The 20,190-nt window shown below is 59.3% G+C and carries 14 protein-coding genes; 9 read left to right on the top strand and 5 right to left on the bottom strand.

Translation table 11 applies throughout. The features are described from left to right. Positions 1 to 36 precede the first annotated feature (36 nt). Both BDOA9_RS35570 and BDOA9_RS35565 read right to left on the bottom strand, forming a co-directional pair. The gene (locus BDOA9_RS35570; protein WP_042337183.1) at positions 37 to 1,116 is read right to left on the bottom strand and encodes a HoxN/HupN/NixA family nickel/cobalt transporter; all 1,080 of its coding nucleotides are present in this window, start codon (positions 1,114 to 1,116) and stop codon (positions 37 to 39) included. Positions 1,117 to 1,777: 661 nt separating this feature from the next. Further along, positions 1,778 to 3,022 (bottom strand): GGDEF domain-containing protein, encoded by a 1,245-nt coding sequence (locus tag BDOA9_RS35565; RefSeq protein WP_152033752.1) that lies wholly within the window; start codon positions 3,020 to 3,022, stop codon positions 1,778 to 1,780. A gap of 644 nt (positions 3,023 to 3,666) precedes the next feature. Here BDOA9_RS35565 and BDOA9_RS35560 point away from each other — a divergent pair. From BDOA9_RS35560 to BDOA9_RS35525, 8 genes are all read left to right on the top strand, one after another. Further along, positions 3,667 to 4,980, top strand: a complete 1,314-nt coding sequence (locus BDOA9_RS35560) for a hypothetical protein (RefSeq protein WP_042337049.1) — start codon at positions 3,667 to 3,669, stop codon at positions 4,978 to 4,980. Between the two features lie 75 nt (positions 4,981 to 5,055). Beyond that, the gene (locus BDOA9_RS35555) at positions 5,056 to 6,030 is read left to right on the top strand and encodes a winged helix DNA-binding protein (protein ID WP_025038678.1); all 975 of its coding nucleotides are present in this window, start codon (positions 5,056 to 5,058) and stop codon (positions 6,028 to 6,030) included. Then, on the top strand, positions 6,020 to 6,463 hold the full coding sequence (locus BDOA9_RS35550) for a hypothetical protein (RefSeq protein ID WP_025038677.1): 444 nt from the start codon (positions 6,020 to 6,022) through the stop codon (positions 6,461 to 6,463). The genes BDOA9_RS35555 and BDOA9_RS35550 overlap by 11 nt, the downstream gene beginning before the upstream one ends. Positions 6,464 to 6,850: 387 nt before the next feature. Further along, a protein-coding gene (locus BDOA9_RS35540; protein ID WP_152033764.1) for an IS3 family transposase occupies positions 6,851 to 8,040 on the top strand; the annotation gives its coding sequence in 2 pieces (ribosomal slippage) (positions 6,851 to 7,097 and positions 7,097 to 8,040; 1,191 coding nt in all). Between the two features lie 312 nt (positions 8,041 to 8,352). Further along, positions 8,353 to 9,363 (top strand): AAA family ATPase, encoded by a 1,011-nt coding sequence (locus BDOA9_RS35535; RefSeq protein ID WP_025038676.1) that lies wholly within the window; start codon positions 8,353 to 8,355, stop codon positions 9,361 to 9,363. Between the two features lie 92 nt (positions 9,364 to 9,455). Then, the gene (locus tag BDOA9_RS38585) at positions 9,456 to 10,184 is read left to right on the top strand and encodes an HNH endonuclease (RefSeq protein ID WP_152033751.1); all 729 of its coding nucleotides are present in this window, start codon (positions 9,456 to 9,458) and stop codon (positions 10,182 to 10,184) included. Between the two features lie 514 nt (positions 10,185 to 10,698). Next, positions 10,699 to 11,775 (top strand): AAA family ATPase, encoded by a 1,077-nt coding sequence (locus BDOA9_RS35530; RefSeq protein ID WP_025038675.1) that lies wholly within the window; start codon positions 10,699 to 10,701, stop codon positions 11,773 to 11,775. 88 nt (positions 11,776 to 11,863) lie between these two features. Beyond that, positions 11,864 to 14,212 (top strand): S8 family serine peptidase, encoded by a 2,349-nt coding sequence (locus BDOA9_RS35525; protein WP_025038674.1) that lies wholly within the window; start codon positions 11,864 to 11,866, stop codon positions 14,210 to 14,212. A 218-nt stretch (positions 14,213 to 14,430) separates the two neighbouring features. Here BDOA9_RS35525 and BDOA9_RS35520 read toward each other — a convergent pair whose 3' ends face one another. Beyond that, the gene (locus BDOA9_RS35520) at positions 14,431 to 15,987 is read right to left on the bottom strand and encodes an ISL3 family transposase (protein ID WP_025038673.1); all 1,557 of its coding nucleotides are present in this window, start codon (positions 15,985 to 15,987) and stop codon (positions 14,431 to 14,433) included. Positions 15,988 to 16,152: 165 nt separating this feature from the next. Between BDOA9_RS35520 and BDOA9_RS35515 the strand changes: the two genes are divergently transcribed. Next, positions 16,153 to 17,181: an IS110 family transposase gene (locus tag BDOA9_RS35515; protein WP_025038324.1), complete on the top strand. Its 1,029-nt coding sequence runs from the start codon at positions 16,153 to 16,155 to the stop codon at positions 17,179 to 17,181. Positions 17,182 to 17,494: 313 nt separating this feature from the next. On the opposite strand, the gene BDOA9_RS35510 is transcribed toward BDOA9_RS35515, so the two are convergent. Together BDOA9_RS35510 and BDOA9_RS35505 are read right to left on the bottom strand one after the other, a co-directional pair. After that, a complete protein-coding gene (locus tag BDOA9_RS35510; protein ID WP_042337047.1) occupies positions 17,495 to 18,412 on the bottom strand; it encodes a carbohydrate ABC transporter permease in 918 nt (305 codons plus the stop codon). Positions 18,413 to 18,497: 85 nt separating this feature from the next. Next, positions 18,498 to 19,808, bottom strand: a complete 1,311-nt coding sequence (locus BDOA9_RS35505) for an extracellular solute-binding protein (protein WP_042337045.1) — start codon at positions 19,806 to 19,808, stop codon at positions 18,498 to 18,500. Positions 19,809 to 20,190: the final 382 nt, after the last annotated feature.

Genomic DNA, 20,190 nt, shown 5'->3' with positions numbered 1-20,190 from the left:
AGAACGGGCAGCGCTCCGCATCGGTGCCCGGGCCGGTCATGCCGCTTCAGTGCCATCGGCGCACTCCATCGGTTCGGTCAACGGGGGGCGCGCGCCATCGACGAAGGTGCGGCGATAGAGGACGATCGAGACCAGCCAAGCGAGCGCGAACAGCGCGACCACGGCGGAGCCGACATTAACGAGTGAATCGTTGAGGCCATCGACCGTCGCCCACAGCCCGCTGGACAGGCCAAGCCGGTCGCCGACGAGCCCCAGCGCCTCGATGCCGCCGATCAACAGCGCGACCGCGACGGAGGCGCCGGTGATCGTGAGGTTGTACCAGAGCTTGCGCGTGGGATCGACGAAGGCCCAGCGATAGGCGCTCGCCATCAACGTGGAATCGGCAGTGTCGACCAGCGCCATGCCGGCGGCGAACAGCCCAGGGAACACCAGCACATGCGCGAAGGACACACCGCGCGCCGTCTCGGTCGCGGAGATGCCGAGCAACCCGATCTCGGTCGCGGTGTCGAAGCCGAGCCCGAACAGGAAGCCGAGCGGATACATGTGCCAGGGCTTCGTGACGAGGCGGAACATCGGCCCGAGCAGGCGCGTCAGGGGCCCTCGGCCTGCGAGCAACGCACCGAGCTGAGCGGCGTCGTGGACGCCGTGCTCGCGCATGGCGCGAAGGGTCCGCCACAGACCAGCGAAGATGGTGAGATTGATCGTCGCGACGACCAGCAGGAACAGCGCCGACACCGAGGTGCCGATCAGAGAGCCGATCTCCTTCAGCAGGCTGTAGCCGCCGAGGCTGACGACGCCGACCGCGAGCAGCGCGGTCGCGACCAGGACGATGGTGGAATGGCCGAGGGCGAAATACAGGCCCGCGCTGTGCGGCGCATCGCCCGCCTGCATCAGCTTGCGCACGACGTTGTCGATCGCCGCGATGTGGTCGGCATCGACGGCGTGGCGCAGGCCAAACACCCAAGCGAGAAGCGCGCTCGCCATCACCGCGGGCCGGTCGGCGAACGTCGCCAAGGTCCACGCCCAGACGGCGATGTTGACCAACACAAGTCCGCCGAACAGCAGAGCTGGGCCGGGATCAGCCGTCCGGAATGAGAATTTCGTCAATTGCGGCATCCACCCCAAGCCCCGCGGTATGATCCCTATCAAAAATGATCATACAGCAAGAGCCAGGCCACTCTGGAAAGTCTCTTCCGCAAGCAGCTTCCGTGGCACCCAAACGAATGAAATTGCAATTGGATTGTAGCGTCAGCTCGCAAATACCTTCTAGCAAGGTGACGCCCCTACTGCCAACGAGCTATCCAGTACACTGCCAAGTTGACCTTCGCGCCTTGCCGAAACAGCGGGTACAGCTCGCATCGAGATTGGCCTCGCACGGCGAGCGCGAGGGCCGGCAAAGCACAGAGGGTTCGTTCGCAACCCGGTCCTCTCGCGTCTGCGAGAGCTCGCGTTCCCGGACAGAAGGAGGCCGAGCCGGGCGGCTGATAGTGCAAACGTAGGGCTTTAACAGGTTTGCTTCCGAAGATGCGAGCCATGTGTGAGCACGACATCGCGCGGCCGCTGGATCTGATGCACCCAAGAATGTCGCCGGAACGGCTCCTCTTTGAAAGAACTGCGATGTCATCGTGCTGACCGGCAGATCGTCTGGGGTGTGGATCAATCGGCGCTTGCCGAGCAGACGAATATTCCAGGGCAGCTCTATACCGACAGCGCAGACTTCACCCCGCCCGATCCGGCCGATTCTCGCGAGCAACTACCTGGCGATCACGATGCCCCATCAGTCCAGAGAGGAGAACTTATTGGGCGGTGATCCGGTGCTTGCTGCCGAAGATCCCGATCTCGATGATCCGGTCAACACACCGGAGTGCTCGGACATTCGCTGGACGAATGGGGGCCACACCTGGTTTCGCCCATTTCGTTTGGCTGCATAGAGCGCCTGATCGGCCGCTGCTATCAATTCCGCTGAAGACAGGCTTAATGGAGCCGATGTGGCCACACCAAAGCTCGCCGTGACCACGCTTGAGAACCCGGGGTTGTGGTTCGGAATAGCGAGGCTTTCGATAGATCTGCGAACTCTCTCAGCTGTGCGCACTGCCTCCATTATCTCGACGCCCGGCAACAGCAACATGAACTCCTCGCCACCATATCGCACCGCGACGTCCTCCTTGCACCGGAGTGCAGTCGTCAGCAGTGCGGCGACGCGCTTAAGACAGAGGTCGCCTGTGCTGTGGCCATATTGGTCATTCAGCCGCTTGAAATGGTCAATATCGACCATGACGACGGAGATTGGCACCTCCATGAGATCTGCGGAAGCGGACCAGATCCGCCGCAGTTCTTCGTCGAGCTCAAATCTGTTAGCCAGACCCGTCAGTGCATCGCGCCGCGAGGCGGCATCTGCTTCGGCGTGGCGCAGCCGGTCCCTGAGCGAGAATAGATAAGCTCTGCGAAGGTCCCGTTCCATCGTATAATTGGCGACCAGAGTGATGTAGGCGCAGATCCCGATCTGAACGATGATCGTCACTGCAACGGGAGCCGAAAGATAGTCGGCCCGCAGTACCACGCTCAAGTGAAGAGCTAGAACAAGGGCCGTCACAGCGCGAGCGAACACAAACTGGAGCCGATGTAGAGAGACGTTGGTGTAAAGGAGCGTTGGAATGACCACGTATTGATAGTGTGCCGCAGCAGGACTCGAGGTAAAGGCGAATCCTACGTCAATCTGCAGGATGATCGCTAATGGCACGCTCGCTGCTAGGCATTCTCGAATGAACGGACGAGGACGTCTCGAAATGATCAAGGCTGCCGCCAGCATCCATGGTGTCACGATCGCCAGGTGAAGCCAAACCGCCAAGTGGACAACGTCAGGCACAAGTAGCCAATCGGCCAAAAGAAACAGGTTGTAAAGCGGAGCGGAGACAAGCAGGCCGGTCGTTAGCCGCTTGCAGCGTTTGATATGGGTATCCGCCTCGAACTGCTTTTCGATTTCGCTGGGAAAGGCGGTCGAGCTGCGCTTTCGCGCAGCCATGAACGCTTCCACCGATGCCAATGTAGGTTGCACGTGCGAAATCCTGCCCAGTCCGGTCAGGAATGTAACTGACCGGGATTAGCAAACGGCTTTCAAGCGTTATTAAGATTTGGTTCAACGACGATGCGAGCAGGCCTGTTGACAGCGTCAGCATGCACCTGCAGTGCTCGTGGCCCCGTTATTGCGCCCATGCTTGAGCATTGCCTGGCCGGCGGCGCACAGCCGATGGGGTCGTCATTGTAGTACCCGGCATGTTATGCACTCGCCGTTCGGCGCCAGCATGAAGACGTGGCTGGGCGAAGCGTGTGCGACGAACAGGCGTCCGTCGCGATCCACCTGCAGTCTTTCCGACCCGACGCTTTCGCCCGAGAATGACTTGCGCCCCCGTCCGCGTCGCGGATCTGCCGCGCAGACTGAAGTGCTTCGCTCAGGCTTCGTCAAGCATATCGGAGGTAATATGCAACTTTCGTTACTATCGAATAATTCGATGCAGATTTGCTGCGCGAGCTGACGCTCAGCGTCAGCTGCACATGTGGCGAATGATGAGAGGCCGAAACTCAGCTGGCTGGTTGCAAATACCGAACCGCTCGCTATCAATAACGCATATTGGCAAAATTATTTGGACGAGTCTTTTGGCTGGGCGTGTGGAGAGCCGCGTCGAAACACCGGATTTCGGCAAGTGGAAGACGGCAGCTGGTGAGCTTGCTCAATCCCAGGCTTCGATGACGCATGCTGGGCGGGACGAGCTCACGAAGGCCTTGATCGGGCTCGATGCACTGTTTCGCAGTGCGCCGCCAAGCGTGCACAAGAGCTACCGCAATCTTTCGGAGCGACGTCTGGAAGAATCAGCGAGGAATTTCGGTAACAGCATTGGTGAAGGGCGCATCCTGTGGTCTCTCTCCGAAGAGAACCCCGAGCAGGTTGCCCTGTTGCTTGGCGGAGTGATCCGCGCGATAGATCGCGTGCTGCTCGAACGCCGATCGCAATGGCCGATCTCACCAAAGGAATGGTGCCTGGAGGAGCTCGGCTGCTGGTTCATTCCACGCCTTGGCGCGAGTGCCGGCCGCCCCGCCCGGCGGAGCCAGGCATATACAAAACGTGGCATGCTGTTTCATCGGATCTTGCCGACCTTCATTGACAACTATCCCGTCGAGGTGGTCGATAGCCGTACCTTGCACAGTGCAGCCCAAGACCCAGCGAAGTGGAAGATGGGCGCCTGTCTTTTCGAGGCGGTCAAGCTCGAGGCGGAGTTCGCCACGGCAGACGGGGACAAGCGCTTTACGGTCCGTGGTGCAGATGCCGCGTCGGCCGAGGACGCAGTCTCTGTCCAGATGGCTGGCGCCTTTCAGGAGAACTGCATCGCAATCGTCTGGCCGGAGCTTACGGTCTCGCCAGAGCTGCGCGATAGGATCGTCAAACTGATCCGCGAGCGAGACGTGGCCGACCCGCTCGAGCCTCCTGAGATCGTCCTTCCGGGAACGGGGCACGAGACGGCAGGCAAAGGCACGGTCAATCGGGCGCGTATTTATGACGGTTATGGTGGGGAGCTGCTCGTCTACGACAAGATCGCCCCGTATGCCGATGACGATTGGGGTATCGAAAACATCGTCGCCGGCGAGCGGATCTGCGTCCTTGCGACCGAAGGGGCACTGATTGGGGTCGCTATCTGCCTCGATTTTTGTGACGTCTGCTCCACGCCTTTCAGCGATCTGGATGTTGACGTGATGCTGGTCCCGTCAATGGGGAACGACCGGACCATGCAGGGCCACCAGACCACTGCAAGCCAAGTAGAAGTGAAGTTCGGCACGCGAAGTTTTGTCGTGCAGCACCCCACTCACAACCGATATGCCGACGCCAGACTAGGTACTGTATTACCACTACTCAAGGAGCCGAACGGTGTTTCGACCCGGGAACTCGGCCAAAAAACCGTTTGGACTGCCTACAAATGGGGCCATTGACACCTAGATTCCGGGACTAAAATCAGAGTAAAGCGTTGTAAAATGATCTTAAGGGTTGTGCGGTAGGACTTGGCCATGTCGGACGTTACATTGGAAAAGATAGAGAGCGGCGAGGCCACCGCGACCGAGGCGCGGGGCGTCATTTCGGAGTTCCTCAAGGAGGGATCCGAAAGGAGCCTGGAGCGCATCTATGCAACGCTCGGGGCCTGGCTCTGGAACTCTCTTGAGAGCCGGCGCCGTGACGCGGAGCTGCGGGAATGGTTCGATATTCTGCGTCGGGTGAGCGCCTCGCTCGCGCCGAAGAATGCCGCTTATGCCGAGCGCTTCAGGGCGTTTTATGATCTCCTGCAAATGTCGATCAACACAGCCAAGGTGGCTCGGCCAAGCGAGGTCATGCACCGTCAGCACGTCGTTGAGATTCTGCAGCTCTTGCGGGATGCACCATCGCGTCAGCTGGAGAAGGCGGCTATTGCCAAGAAATTGGATCTGAAGGACGCCAATCTCAGCCGTATCCTCCGCCTGATGACGAATGCGCGTTTTGTCGAACGAACGACGTCAGGGAAGTTCGCTCATTTTGCGCTCACGCGCGATGGCCTCATCGCTCTTGAGAAGCACGAACGGCCCGGTGCAGGTAGCGCCGACCGATTGGCCAAGCTTATGGACAAAAAACTGCGTCTTAAGACCCGCCCTGCGCTCACAGCTGAAGAGCATGTGGTCCTTCGCACCCTCTTTGATGTGCCGTTGCCGAGCTCGACCCACGTTACGTCGCACGCGGCCGGGCTACTTGTGCGTGATCCGCTTGGCGTGCGTCAGGTGATGGAGGACTATCTGCTTCAGCTCCATTCGCCTGGACCGACGGCACCGGGATATATGAAGGCAAGGACCAAGAGCTCCTATCATGGCTCGTCGGTGACGATCGTGCAGGTGAAGAAAGACGAAGGTCACGGCGCCTCCACGTCAATTGGGGCGGTGAGCAGTCCGAAGCCTGCCTCGTTCCCTGCAGGCATGTTGCACCTGGCCGCAGGAGAGGACCCCGAACATGTCGAATGATGATCTCGATTCTTTGAAGACCGAGGAGCCGCAAGGCAGGTCGGATTCGGTCGTCGTGTATGGAAACGCCCTGCTCGACCGGCTGACCTACGTTTCGACGACGTTCAGCTCGCTCATCATGAGCATGGGTCGAGCTGCGCGCGATGATCGCGAAATCCTGGTGCCGCTGGTCGAAGTCAAGTTTGAAGCACCTTCAGGCCAGGACGAAACTGCATCAAAGACGTTCTTCTCCGAGCTCCTGCCGCTGGAGAACCTTGCTTTCGTGCTCGAAGACGTCTCGAGCGATCTTGCAACTGTCTGCCACCAGCTCAGCACCGTGAGCGAGGGGCCGGTCAAGCCCGATTTCAGACGGCTTGCCGAAACCAGAAAGTTCCTCCAGGACGCTAAAAGCAACCTCGACAAGTGCCTCGCCGACCTCGAGAGAATTGGTTAGCACCTCAATCGTGTCCTCCCGAACTTTCGAGAATATCCGCGACGAACACGAGTGTTATGCTCCTAACGCGCCAAACTGTTCGGGTGCAACTGCCCGCGGACCTGTGAGTTTGGAATGCAATTTTTAATTTATCAGTCGCGGAGCGTGCCTGAACTCAAAAAACTGACGTATCCGTATGTCAGCCTTTATCAGGATAATTGGGATGATTTCGGATGGAAGTGCCGCTTCCTGGTAAAGTTGCATCGATCTTCCGACCAACTGATTGATCTCGGCGCCATTAGGCTGGCTGTCAACGGCGACCAATTTCGAGCCAGGAACCTTCCTGACCTTGCCCCACGGGCTTAATCCAGTTTGAAGTTCGCTCTGGCCTACGACAAGGACCAGAGCATGAAGCGCAGCCGATTTTCGGAAGAACAGATCATCGGGATTTTGAAGGAGCATGAGGCCGGCGTATCGGTCGCCGATCTGTGCCGCAAGCATGGCGTTAGCGACGCCAGCATCTACAAATGGAAAGCCAAGTTCGGTGGGATGGAGGTCTCGGAGGCCAAGCGGCTGAAGACGCTGGAGGACGAGAACACGCGGCTGAAACGGCTGCTGGCCGACGCCATGCTGGACAACGCGGCCTTGAAGGACCTCTTGGGAAAGAAGTGGTGACGTCCGCGGCCAAGCGGAAAGCTGTCGCGCATCTCGTGGATGCCCACGGGATGAGCGAACGGCGGGCGTGTAAAGCCATCGGCTGCTGCCGCATGACCATGAGATACCAGACAACTCGGGCGGACGAAGCCGGCCTTCGCCGGCGCATGAGGGCGATCGCCCAGGAGCGCCGTCGCTTCGGCTATCGGCGCCTGCACGTTCTGCTCAAGCGGGAGGGCTACGTGATCAACCACAAGAAGCTGTTCCGGCTCTACCGGGAAGAGAGGCTTGCGGTGCGTCGCCGTGGCGGCCGCAAGCGGGCGATCGGGACCCGGGCGCCGATGACGGTGGCGATGGCGCCGAACGACCGCTGGTCGCTCGACTTCGTGTCGGATCAGCTCACCGATGGCCGCCGCTTCCGCATCCTTACCGTCGTCGATGATTGCACCCGCGAATGCCTGGCGCTGGTGGCCGACACCTCGCTCTCCGGCACCCGCGTGGCGCGGGAGCTGGACCGGCTGGTGATGGAGCGCGGCAAGCCGAAGATGGTGGTCAGCGACAACGGCAGCGAGTTCACCAGTAACGCCATCCTCAGCTGGGCCGACCAGAGCCGTGTCGACTGGCACTACATCGCGCCGGGCAAGCCCATGCAGAATGCCTTCATCGAGAGCTTCAACGGCCGGCTGCGCGATGAATTGCTGAACGAGACGCTATTCACGTCGCTGGCCCAAACCCGCGTCGCGCTCGGATGCTGGCGCGCCGATTACAACGACGCACGACCACACTCGCGGCTCGGATGGAAGACGCCGTCCGAGTTCGCCTTCACCTGCCACCCGCGCCGGGATCTGGCGCTGCGCTATGCCGAAGGCTCCGCGCCAGCTCCCGTCGCTCCCACCGCCCAACCGGGCAAATCCAACGACCGGGGCGAACTCAAAACTGGATAAAATTTGGGGGCAAGGTCATTCCGGTCGTCCTTGACGCTCTACCGCTTCGGAGAGCGTCTCTGGGGGAATCGATCGCCTATTATCGAAAGGTCGGAAATCTTCCTCGACGCCTGCAGGCCTCGTATTTGAAAGCTATTGGAGACGTTGTTTTTAGGCCGAAGCGACGCGAATACGTCTCAAACGAGAGCCTGTGGAATAAGTCGTTCTTGCGGGAAGCTTCATCGCGCCACGCACTGAAGCGGGGCGGTGTCTATGTCGGAGCTCCTTGCGAAGAAGTCGTAGCGCCCGTCTTTCGATTTGAAATGTTACTCGATGGCGCTTCCGGACCCCACATTTTGGACGTTGACTTTTCTAGCCACGAAGGGCTGCCAAACAGGACTGCTGATCGGGCGCAACGGCACGGGCAAGACACGTTTGCTGTCGAGTTTGGCTGCTACTGTTATGCCTCCGCAAGTCTTTAGTGAAGAGACACGGCAGCGTATGCCTCAATCGGACATTTTGCCTCAGCCTGACATCAGCAGAGTGATCACGATCTCGTACAATGCGTTCGACGAGTTTCCGCTACCGAGGGAGCCTGCCCGTGCGCCCCGTCTTCTTGGCGTTGCCTATCGCTCTCGCGCTTCTTACAAGTACTGCGGCCTTCGTACGCCGCAAGGCACAATCAATGCCGACGAAATCGATCGCATGTTGAGCGAGGCTCTCGAGCCCGTGGTACAAAGCGAAAGAACGGATGTCCTGCAGCGTATTCTTTCGACGCTATTGGATCCCGCGCGCGCAGAGGCGTTGACGACGGACGACGATGCAATCCGCAGCGCGGCGGTGCGCCAGCTGAGCGCTGGTCAGCGTCTGGTGGCGGCAATCTTCAGCAATATTGTCGGCTTTATCGAGGAAGGATCGCTTCTTTTGATTGATGAGCCCGAGACAAACCTGCATCCCGGCCTGCTTACGAGCGTCATCGCAGCTCTCAACGAGACGCTGCGCGAGTTCGATTCCTATGCGGTGATCGCGACGCACTCGCCTATTTTGCTGCAGCAAATCCCCAGCCGTTCTGTACGGGTATTCGGGCGCGACAACACCGATACGCCGGAAATCAAAGCGTTGACCTTCGAGAGTTTCGGAGAAGACCTCGGCGAGTTGTCGCGTCGCGTTCTCGGCCTTGCAGATCCTGAGCGCGATTTTACTCACGTGCTGAGCGAGCTCTACGAGAGGCACGGCAGCGCCGAGGCGGTAGAGGCGCTATTCCCATTTCCACTTGGCGTGCCGGCTCAATCTTATCTTTACGCCCTTGAGGGCGGACTTGACGACGGGGCAGGCGAACCGTGAGATGCATCGGAGCTTACGACGACGCTGCGGTTCCCTCGTTCGCAGACCTCGCAGCTGTGAGCGCCCCCTCGCGCAGAGCCGCGCTAAAGTCGATGCAGAAGGAGGTCGGCGCGGCCTGTGTTAAGTACGAGGCAGTCTGCCCGGATGTTCACCAGCTAGGAGCCATCGCGACGACGGCAAGCGAACGGACGGCTTTGATCGAGGCTTACGACAAACGAAGCGCGGCCATAAAGCGGCTACTCGCCAAAATGATAGATACGCTGCCGGCTGCCGACCTGGATCTCTGCCCGTATTGCTCGCTCGACACCAATCCTGATCTGGATCACTTCCTGCCGAAAGCTCGTTTTCCTGAATTTTCGCTTCACTCACGTAACCTCGTGCCGATCTGTACGCCCTGCAATCGCAAGAAGGCGAATGCGGTAAAGTCCAAGACGACTGGACAACGATTGTTTCTTCACCCGAGCGTCGAACCGTCGAACAATGCGCCCGTCCTGGAAGCAAGCCTGTCATTCAAAAAACAAGGAGTGAGTGTCAGTTACTATATCGATGATGGCAGCGGGCTGCCTCAAGAGGAAGGTGAGCTCGTGCGCCGACATTTCAGCCGGCTTGGCCTCAATGCCAGATATTCTCGCAGAGCTCAAAGCTATTTGGCATCATTCAAGGCCTCGATCGCGGGGAAACCAAACGTTGTCGTTGCGCGAACTCTAAAGCAGAAGATCAGCACCTCTTCATTCGGTGAACCAGCGAATGGCTGGCGGCCGGCGCTTTTCCGAGCGATTGTGCCGAATGAGGCTGCGACGTTAGCTTGGCTGCAGAGCTGACATTTCCGATCGCAGCTGGATGGCGATCTTGGCGATTTATGGTCGTCGCTTCCTCTTGTGAGGCGGTGCTTTTGACCGCTTTGGGGGGCGGCCGCGCTCGGAGATCGTCATTTTGCCAATGAGCCCGGCTAGGGCTGCGACTTGACAAATGGAAACAAATAGGGAACAGTCGAACGACGCCGCTGACCGCATTGAGCGCCGATTGGGCCGTTCGACCGCTGCGACGTTCTACCGTCGGGTGATCAGTTGAACCTTAGTGCTTCTTATGACGCGTGCGGCGCCGACAAGGCAATTTGGTCGATAGGCAAGCAGGCTGAGGGGCGTGCGGAAACGGCCTTGCCCGGTCACCAGTTGCCTCCTCCCTTAGGTTTGTCGCAGCTTTTCAATATGTTAATTCATGCCAGATAGGCATGGTGAACGGCTCGGCATGGAACACTGGTCCCCGGCCAGTTGTTCACAAGTTGGCGCCATTTCTAGCAGTCTGGGCCCGCAATCCTGTAATAGGCTGTCCGTCATGGCCAAGAGCGACTTACTTATATCTCTCGTGCGCGCCGGCGTTGCCGGCGATAAGCCGATGATGCGCTCGGCGGTGGAAGCCATGGTTGCCGATGAACGCGCTAAGAGCCATCACGCTCTTGCCGATCGGCTGGAACGAGCGCTGCAGACGATTGCTGTGACGCCGCCGAGTCTGGTTGCCTCTCAGCGTTCTCCGCAAGCTGCCGGACGCGACACGATCTTAGAGGTTGCGCCACGCATATCACTCGACGAGCTGGTTCTACCCTTGCCTGCGCGCGCGGAAGGGATGCAGCTGATCGAGGAGCATGTGCGGGCAGACGTGCTTCGGGCAAGTGGATATGAGCCGCGGCATCGGGTTCTCCTGTCTGGCCCCCCAGGCAACGGCAAAACTTCCTTTGCAGAAGCCATTGCGGAGGGCCTCTCTCTGCCGTTTTTCGTGGTGCGGTACGATGCGCTCGTAGGAAGCTATCTAGGCGAAACAAACGCGCGTCTTCGCGCGCTGTTCGACTATGCGCGAACCCAGCCTTGCGTATTATTCTTCGACGAGTTCGATGCGATCGGAAAAGAGCGTGGGGATGATCACGAAACGGGTGAAATCAAGCGCGTCGTTTCATTCCTCTTGATGCAAATCGATAAACTTCCGAGTTACGTTGTCACGATTGCTGCTACCAATCATGCCGAACTGCTTGATCGCGCTGTGTGGAGACGTTTCCAGCTGAAGATTGCATTTCCTGCTCCGCGAATTGCGCAAATTGCACATTTCATAGAGCGTATTTATACCGGCTGGCCAGAGCGCCCCTCGCTGTCCGCCTTCGACCTCGCACAGACAATCGATGCAACCTCCTATGCTGAAGTGCTTGATTTTTGCCAAAACGTGCGACGCCGGCAAATTCTTGGCCTTGGTGACATCTCGATTGATTCTGCAATCCGGACAGAACTCGAATTTTGGTCATCGAGAGTAAAGCCAGAGAACCTCCATGGCGGCCGATCCAACCAAGCCCCTGCTGCGGCTAATGCCGGGCAATCAGTCGGCAAGGCCAAAAGGCAGACCGCAGCCGGTCCCCAGACCAGCTAAATTCACTCCTGCTGCACAGAATGCAGCGTTCGGTCCTCGCTTCAGGCGCCTCGAACAAGTTCTAGGTCGAGACCCTGCAGGACTGACTTTGCGTGCAGACCCCTCCTCGCTCGCGCCGGAGCGGCTGCTGGTCTTCGAGGTTCGGGGAGCAGTTGCTAACTTTGCAAACGCGATCCGAAGAGTTCCGGGTCTGGAGCTCATAGATGAAGAGGAGCTCGAGGCCGACGAGAAAGACAAGTCGCCTGAGGCCTATCTTCTTGTGCCAGATGTCACGGCTTTGCGGAACATCCTATCACTCTGGACGAGGTGGATCTCCGGGCAAGCAATTGGCGAGGGGTTCGCGCCCTGGCGAGATGTCTTTGCAACGCTCCGTGATATCAGGGTGTGGGGACCTGCGGATCGCGTTCAAGAGGGCGACCGAGAGATCCTTGTGCACGAGATCGAATTCATGGGAGATGACGAGATTCTTCCTATTGAGGTCGAGCTTGTATTTCGATCATCGGAGGACATGGCGGCGTCGAACGAACAAGCAGTTGTCAATGAGATTAGAGCGGTCGGCGGCACTCTCGTCTCGCAATGCCGCATCCCCGGTATCGCTTATCATGCGCTGCTGGCGAACCTGCCCGTTGCTGCTCTCCGCGGAATTACGGAGCGCTCCGTGGGCGGACTGAGCGGCATGGATCCTGTCATGCACATCCGGCCACAGAGTATCATTGCGCCGGTGCAAGTGGATGACGCTACTCGGCTCCAAGGTGGCCAGGGTCCGCTTCCTTCTGCAGACCAACCGATTTTAGCCTTGCTGGATGGCGTGCCTGTTTCCCAGCATCCGCTGCTTCGTGATCGCATGAATGTCGACGATCAATTTGATCTGGAGAGCGCCGCGGTGGTCGCCGAGCGGGCCCATGGCACGGCTATGGCCTCTTTGATTGTGCATGGCGATCGGAACACGAACGAGCCTCCGTTGGCGCGCCGGATCCATTGCATACCGCTATTGGGGGCGGCCGATCAATTTCCCAATGACCGGCTGATCGTCGATCTGGTCTATCAGGCGGTGGTCTCGATGCGGCGTAACGACGATCCCACGGCGCCGTCAGTCGTCATTGTCAATCTGTCGCTCGGCAACCTGCGGAAGCCGTTCCATGGGCGGCTTTCGCCCTGGGCCAGGTTGCTCGACAGATTGGCGCATCAATACGGAATTCTGTTCTGTGTAAGTGCCGGCAACCACCCCAGCCCCTTCGAGATATCGTCTGTCTCGACGATGGCTGCATATGAAGCAACGGACCAGCCCGATCGCGCCCGACATACGCTCTCGGCGCTGTCGCGACTGATTACGTCTCGTCGGCTCCTTTCACCATCCGAAACAGTGAATGGAATTACGGTGGGCTCTGCCAATATCGACGCGGTTAGTGCAGCCGATCGACGCAGTGCCAGAGGCAGGGTCGATCCCTATCACCCGATGATCATCACCAACCCATCAAGCGGATTGGGTCCAGGATTTGCGAACGGTGTCAAACCCGATATCTTGATGCCTGGCTCTCGGGAGCATTTGATGATGGTCGCAAGTGGAACGGCACTTGCTGTGAGGCCAAGTGGACCGGCTCGACCACATGGGCTCAAGGTTGCCGCTCCTCCGCGCGAGGGCGGCAGCAATTGGGAGCATTACACGTCCGGCACGAGCGCCGCAGCAGCTCTGGCCTCCAGAACGGCTCATAGAATTCACGATGCGTTGGAAATCACGTACGGGCAGGACTTTCTGTCGCTGCCCCATCACCAGCGCGCTGCCCTGCTCAAAGCGCTCTTGGTGCATACGGCCTCGTGGCCCGAAGACAGTGCCGAGCTCATCAAGAGCGTGCTAGGTCCAGCTGATCCGAGGCAATTCGTCCGCCAGAAGGACAATATCCGCCGCTTTCTGGGCTACGGCGTCGTCAGTCCAGAAGATGCGATCTATTGCGCTTCGGACAGAGCGACGTTCTGGGCGGTCGGAACGCTCGCGCAGGAAACGAGACGCTCCATTGCCGTTCCGTTGCCGGCTTGCATGAGTGGCCAATCTCTCCCGCACTCGATCACTGCGACGCTGGCGTGGTTCACACCTGTGCATCCTGGCCGGCAATCGTATCGCTCAGTGAAGCTCTCGCTGTTAGCGGGTTCAGACGAGATCGACGAGTTTCGCGTCCAACCGTCGAAGACGCAGCCCGATCTCAACCAGGCGAGCAAGGGAACTGTTTTCTCCCGCCGCTGGGTGGGAGACAAGGCGCCAGCTTTGACGGAGGATTCCGAAATCGAGCTCATCATCCAGCGTGAGCCTGACCGAGGCAGCAAGATAGACGAGCAGGTTCCGTTCGGCATGGCCGTCAGCGTCGCCATGCCGGGCGTGGTTGAGGTCTATAACCAAGCTCGGGCACGGATCGCCCCGCCAATTGCAATTCCAGTCCGCTAGACTAAACGCGGGTGCATGCGAACCTTCAAAAGAAGAACTTCGCGAGAGCCGAGCGTTCAGCTGTGCTCTGACAGGATCGCCAAGCCCTTTATGTGAGCCTCGATTGTCTCGGCGATTTTTGTGTCTATAGGCAGGTCCTTCTTCGCTGCGCCCCATTCAGCCGACGGTGTCAATCGGCTTGCAAATTTGGCTCTGACGCATTTTTGGTGCAGCTCCGATTATTCTGCGCCGATTAGTCTAGCTTGAAGCAGATCGATTTTCCCGCGACCGTACATTTGACGTTTGACGAGCTTGAGGCGCGTGATCTGACCTTCAGTTTGTCCGTTGGACCAGAGCGAAGTGATTGCGGCCCTAACCGCCGCTTCATCTTTCGCAACGCCGCTGGCGAACGAGGCGACGAGACTGGCGCGGGCGCGCTCGATCCATGGGATGAGCCCCTCCTCAGTTTTGCGCCGGATCATCAAGTGGAATTCAGCGATGATCTCGCGCGCCTCGACCAGGGTTGGTACGCCAGCTTCGATCGCCGCGACCGTGACGGTCTCCGCTTTCGTGAGTACATCCCGCCCGACTGTCATGAGGCGTGCGATCGTTCTGGCTGACGGAATCCGCTTCAGGTTTTCTACGTCGGCCTTTTCAGCCCGTCGTCTACGGGTCGCCCACTCGCTGATGACGCGGAGCGAGCCTCGGAAGCCACGGGCCGCCAGGCGGCGCCAAAGTTCAGCGCCGTTTCGACAGCCGGCCGCCCACTGGTCGTCGAGCCATGGCAGATGCTGATCGAGTGAGCTCTGCCGGGTCCGGAAGACATCATGTCGTTCGCCGCGGATGACCTGCCGCACCAGCTTCCTACTATGGCCAGTCCGGCGCACGATCTGCTTGATCGGTATGCCGTTCTTCGACAGAGCCAGGATGGCTGCATTGGTCTCCTCGCGGCGCAGATAGCCCTCATATTGGAGGCGCTCGGCGGCTGTGAGCAGCTTGGGATCGATCGTCGTCGCGCCAATCACGGTGCGTATCGGTCGCATCGATTTGCGGACGGCGTCGAGAAAGGCTCGACTGGCGTTCTCCATCAGATGCCAACGATCTGCCACCTGCACCGCGTGCGGCAAGGCCTTTGCTGCGGCTTCGCCATATCCTCCACCACGGTCACGGGCGACGATCGCGATCGTGGGGTGCGCAGCGAGCCACGCTTGGGCGGTTGCGGGCTCCCGATCCGGCAGTAGCGTGACAATCCGACGCTTTTCCAGGTTGCAGATGATGCTGGCGTATCGGTGATTGCGCCGCCAGGCCCAATCATCAATGCCGATAACCCTGAGCGGGTCGGCCGGCGGACGGCTACGACGTCGGACCACGCGCAGGAGCGTGTCTTTGCTCACCGGCAGCATCAGCCGTTTTGCGAAGCCTGCCGCCGGTCGACCACCAAGCGCCAGACCGAGGTGATGGACAATAGAGTCCAGCCTCGCCGTGCGTCGCGCTGATGGAGCCAGTATCCCCTCGGCGAAGCGCTCAGTGAAGATTTGGCGCCCGCACAGGACGGCATCGCAGCGGAAGCGGCGGGCGATTACCAGGAGCTGGACGATCCGCCCCGCGAGTGGAAGATCGGTCACGCGGCGTCGATAGCGGCTATGGACACGTCGCGAAACCGTTCCGCACGATGGGCACAGACCAACGCTTCCGGACGCCCGGACCACAACAATGGCCTTATCACCCTCGTAGTACGCACTCTCTACAACAAACCCACGCGGCACCAGACTGGAGCGGTGGAGTGCTTGCTGCATCGCGCTGATTCTCCCCCAATCAAAGCGCCAGACATCTCCCAAACTGCATCAAAAGTGAGTCAGAGCCAATATTGCAGACGATGACGTAATTGCGGTCAGCGCTCGTGGCACGAAAAGCTCCATTAGAATCGAGCTCTCGCAATCAACCGATTCGGAGAACCTGTCATGAAGCAATATGTCGGACTCGATGTCTCGCAAAAAGAAACTTCGGTGTGCGTGGTCAATGAAGCGGGCGAGGTCTTGTTCGAAGGGAAGGCCAAGTCCGACCCGGGGGCGCTCGCGGCACTGCTTTGCAAGCGGGCGCCACAGGCGGAACGCATCGGCTTTGAGACCGGCGCGATGGCGAGTTGGCTGTGGCATGAACTTCGCAGGGTCGATCTTCCGGTGGTTTGCATCGACGCTCGGCATGCCCACGCGGCCTTGTCGGTACGCATGAACAAGAGCGATCAGAATGATGCTCGAGGTCTGGCCGAACTGGTGCGAGTTGGCTGGTATCGAGAAGTCAAAGTCAAGAGCCAGGAAAGTCAGAAGATTCGCGCGATACTCGTCGCGAGATCCCGGCTCGTGGCCATTCGTCGAGATATCGAAAACCAGGTCCGTAGCCTGATCAAAGAATCCGGGCTGCTGTTTCCACGCGCGATAGGCCTGCAATTCCGCAATCTGGTCCGTGACCTGTTGGCTGACGGTCATCAGCTCCTCGGTGTGATCGCGCCGCTTCTGTCGATCCACGAGCAGATCTGCAAGCAGCAAAGCAAGTTCGACGATGAAGTCCGACAGCTTGCGAGGTCGGATGAGACGACGCGTCGCTTAATGACGGTTCCTGGGGTTGGTGTGGTGACTGCCTTGACGTTCCGACATACGATCGATGACCCATCGCGATTCCGATCAGCATCGAGCGTCGGCGCCTATCTGGGTCTTACACCGCGGCGCAGTCAGTCTGGCGAAACGGATATCAATGGAAAGATATCCCGATGGGGCGACCGTCTTCTCCGAACTTACCTGTTCGAAGCGGCGACAGTTCTGCTTTATCGGACGAAGAAATGGTCTTCTCTCAAGGCTTGGGGAATTAAGCTTGCCAAGCGGATTGGCATGAGAAAGGCAAAGGTTGCTATCGCGCGGAAGATCGCCCTAGTTCTTCACTGTATCTGGGTAGACGGCACATCGTTCGACTGGGGCCAGGCGAAGGAAGCCTGATACGATTTTGTGAAGTTCCTGGTCCGGTCCGCCGGACTGGCGATGTCCCGCTGGGACGGTGTTGTGGCGACCTCGTTCATTCGGCTGGTGGCGGCTTGACCGTACTCCGCTGCAGACGTTGAGGCACCCGACCCGGACATCATCATGAGGCGCTACGCGACCTCGGAAAGGACCATGACCCCAGCGACGACGTCAACCGGTCCGAGCGATCCCATGCCTGGCCAGCAAACCATGTATCACCCGCGCCCGAGCCGTCTCCGCAACCCTGACCAGCTGCGACGGCACGAGCGCTACCACCTTGCTGTTGGAGAGTTCAAAAATGTGAGCTTGACAACAAACCGCAATTAAAGGGCCGAATGACAATCCAGTTGACGACCATGAGGGCGGCGCCGCGGCCGAAGGCGAGATTCTGGAAGGCGGTGATGTAGGCGCGCACGGAAAGAACGGAGGTGCTGTTGCCGGGGCCGCCTTGCGTCGTTCCGAAGATGATGTCGAATTGATTGAGAGATTCGATCAGGCGGAAGACCGCAGCGATAAGGATGTATGGGGCGATCAACGGCAGCTCGATGTGCAGGAAGGTCGCCCAGCCCTTTGCACCGTTGACGCGCGCGGCCTCCCTGATCTCCTCGTTGATGCCCTGAAGGCCGGCGAAAATGATCAGCGTGAAAAACGGCGTGTAGGTCCAAACGTCGATCAGGACGAGCGAGATCATCGCCGTCGCGGGATCGGAAATCCATGCGAACCGCCCGATTCCTGAAAGGGACAGCAGATAGTTCAGGATGCCGCTCTGCGGATCCATCATTGTCGTCCATATCAAGGCAACGCTCATCGGCGGAAGCACGAGCGGCAACAAAATGACCGGCCGCATCACGCGGGCAAGGAACACCTCGGTGGCGAACAGCTTGGCAAGCGCAAGGCCGAGCAGGGCTTCGGCGAGGACTGCTGATCCTGCGTAGACGAGCGTAGCCCGGACGCTGTTCCAGAAATCGTCTGTCTTGATCAAGGCGGCGTAATTGGCAAGGCCCGTGAAGTGAACCAACGGCCGGCCGAATTTAAGATCCGTCAGGGACTGAAACACGCCGTAGAAGAACAGGAAGAGAAAGCCAAGAAGGATCAAGACCGCCGGCGCAATCGCGGCGATGCTCCACCAGTCAAGGCGCGGCCGGCCGGCTCTCTTGGCGAGGCCGTCTTGCGCCGAGGCGAGTTGGCTTATTGAAGACTGCAGCGTCACGGTTGCGTCTGATCCTGACGTTCATTTCAAGTGATTTCGAACTTCAAAGGGGAGCGGCAGGCGGGCCTGCCGCTCCTTTGGCAGTTCACATCGCCGAGCGGATCTCGGAAGCAAGGTCGGTCAGCGTTGCCTTGACGTCCGCGCCGTTGACCATCTTCTGCATCGCGACCGCCCAGGCGTTCATCGCCTCGGCGAAGCCGACGCGGGCCGTAAAAGCGAGTTGCGCCCTGTCCTGCACCGTCTTGAACGTCTCGACAAAGTTGTTGAATTCAGGCTTTGCGGCGTATTCGAGCCAGGCCTTGTCGCTCCAGGTCGATGCGCGCGGAGAGTTGACGAGCTTGCCCGCAACGGCACCGTTCAGCTCGACCTGCTTGGAGGTCGCCCACTGGATGAAGAGCCAGGCCGCGCCCTTTTTCTGGGAAGCGGCGTTCATGGCCAGAGACCAGATCCAGATGTTGGATTCGAAGTTCTTGCCGTTCGGTGCACGCAAGGGCGGCGCGAAGGCGATCTTGCCCGACGCAGGCTTGCCGGCGACGTCGTTCCAGAAACCGAACATGTTGGAATCGATCGCCATGGCGGTCCGCCCTGAATTGATCCCTTCGACCACCTGGTACCAATTGTCGTTGGCGAAGGAGGGCGCGGCGCATTTCTTGATCATGTCGACATAGTCTTTGTGGAAGGCGATCGACTCGGGCGAGTCCAGGCCCGTCTCGAGCTTGCCGTCCTTGACGACGAAGTCGTGCACGCCATAGGACCTCGCAATCGAGATCGCAGCCGTGTGGATGCTGCTCCAGAACCTTACGCCGCGAACGCCGAGAGGCGTGATGGTGGGATCGGCGGCTTTGAGCTTCTCGCAAGCCGCCGACATTTCCGGCGGGGTGCTCGGGACTTTGATGCCATGCTTGTCCAGGACATCCTTGCGATAGAACAGCTGGATGTTCTCAAAGCCATGAGGGATCGCCCAGACCTGGCCGCTTCCGGGCTCGATCTGACCATCCTTCACCTTCCATGTCAGCGCATCGCGCAAGGCCGGGAAGAAATCCTTGTAGTCGTAGGCTGCCGAGGTGAGTTTTGGATCGTTCAGATAGCGGTCGAGCGGCTCGAGCAGCTGGCCCGGGGCCAGATCCCAGGCGGGCTGGATGCCCGTGCCGACAACGTCCCAGCTTGGCGATTTCGTGCTGAGCTGGATCGTCAGCTTATTCCAATAGGCGTCGTCCGGATAAAGCTCCGGCGTCACTTTGATGCCGGTGAGCTTCTCGAACTCCGGCAATTGGGCCGCGACGGCGTCTGCATAGGGGTGAATATCGTAGGCCCAGACAATGGACGTGCCTTCGAATTGCCGCCAGTTGACGTCGTCTGCGTTGGCCTGGCTGGCAGCCAGTGTCGCCCCGGCCAAAACGATAGAGCAAATGAAAGCATTTTTGAAAAAACGAGCCGAATGACCGCAAACAGCGGCTAGTCTCCTTGGCATGATTCCCTCCGATGGGCTCTTTGGCCCGCAAACCACGCGCCCCCTCCTCTAGCAGAGGCCGCAGTAGGCGAAGGCTATGCGCCATTGTAACGGGCTAAGCGGTTTTTGAAACCGAGTTTGGGTAAGGTTGGGTAAGGGCCATAATTCGGATTTTGCAAAAAAGGAGCATCCGGCCGCTTACGAGGCTTGGGCTTATCCAGAGGAGCCGCTGAGCGGCTCAGTGCCGGCAGGCAAGCGAGCGATCTCGAGCCGCTGCAGGCGCGCATCCAGCGAGCCGGGCCTTGTCTACGGCGCGGGAAAGAAGCGA

The sequence above is a fragment of the Bradyrhizobium sp. DOA9 genome (genome assembly GCF_000617845.2).
GTDB lineage: Bacteria > Pseudomonadota > Alphaproteobacteria > Rhizobiales > Xanthobacteraceae > Bradyrhizobium.
Note: the sequence above shows the minus strand (reverse complement) of the source record. Positions and strands in the feature narration are given on the sequence as shown.

What these genes read in the sequence shown, in the direction of transcription:
- BDOA9_RS35520 (WP_025038673.1), bottom strand. Translation starts at nt 15,987, where the DNA reads ATGCAGCAAGCACTCCACCGCTCCAGTCTGGTGCCGCGTGGGTTTGTT.
- BDOA9_RS38585 (WP_152033751.1), top strand. Translation starts at nt 9,456, where the DNA reads ATGCAGAAGGAGGTCGGCGCGGCCTGTGTTAAGTACGAGGCAGTCTGC.
- BDOA9_RS35555 (WP_025038678.1), top strand. Translation starts at nt 5,056, where the DNA reads ATGTCGGACGTTACATTGGAAAAGATAGAGAGCGGCGAGGCCACCGCG.
- BDOA9_RS35535 (WP_025038676.1), top strand. Translation starts at nt 8,353, where the DNA reads ATGGCGCTTCCGGACCCCACATTTTGGACGTTGACTTTTCTAGCCACG.
- BDOA9_RS35570 (WP_042337183.1), bottom strand. Translation starts at nt 1,116, where the DNA reads ATGCCGCAATTGACGAAATTCTCATTCCGGACGGCTGATCCCGGCCCA.
- BDOA9_RS35515 (WP_025038324.1), top strand. Translation starts at nt 16,153, where the DNA reads ATGAAGCAATATGTCGGACTCGATGTCTCGCAAAAAGAAACTTCGGTG.
- BDOA9_RS35530 (WP_025038675.1), top strand. Translation starts at nt 10,699, where the DNA reads ATGGCCAAGAGCGACTTACTTATATCTCTCGTGCGCGCCGGCGTTGCC.
- BDOA9_RS35550 (WP_025038677.1), top strand. Translation starts at nt 6,020, where the DNA reads ATGTCGAATGATGATCTCGATTCTTTGAAGACCGAGGAGCCGCAAGGC.
- BDOA9_RS35565 (WP_152033752.1), bottom strand. Translation starts at nt 3,022, where the DNA reads ATGGCTGCGCGAAAGCGCAGCTCGACCGCCTTTCCCAGCGAAATCGAA.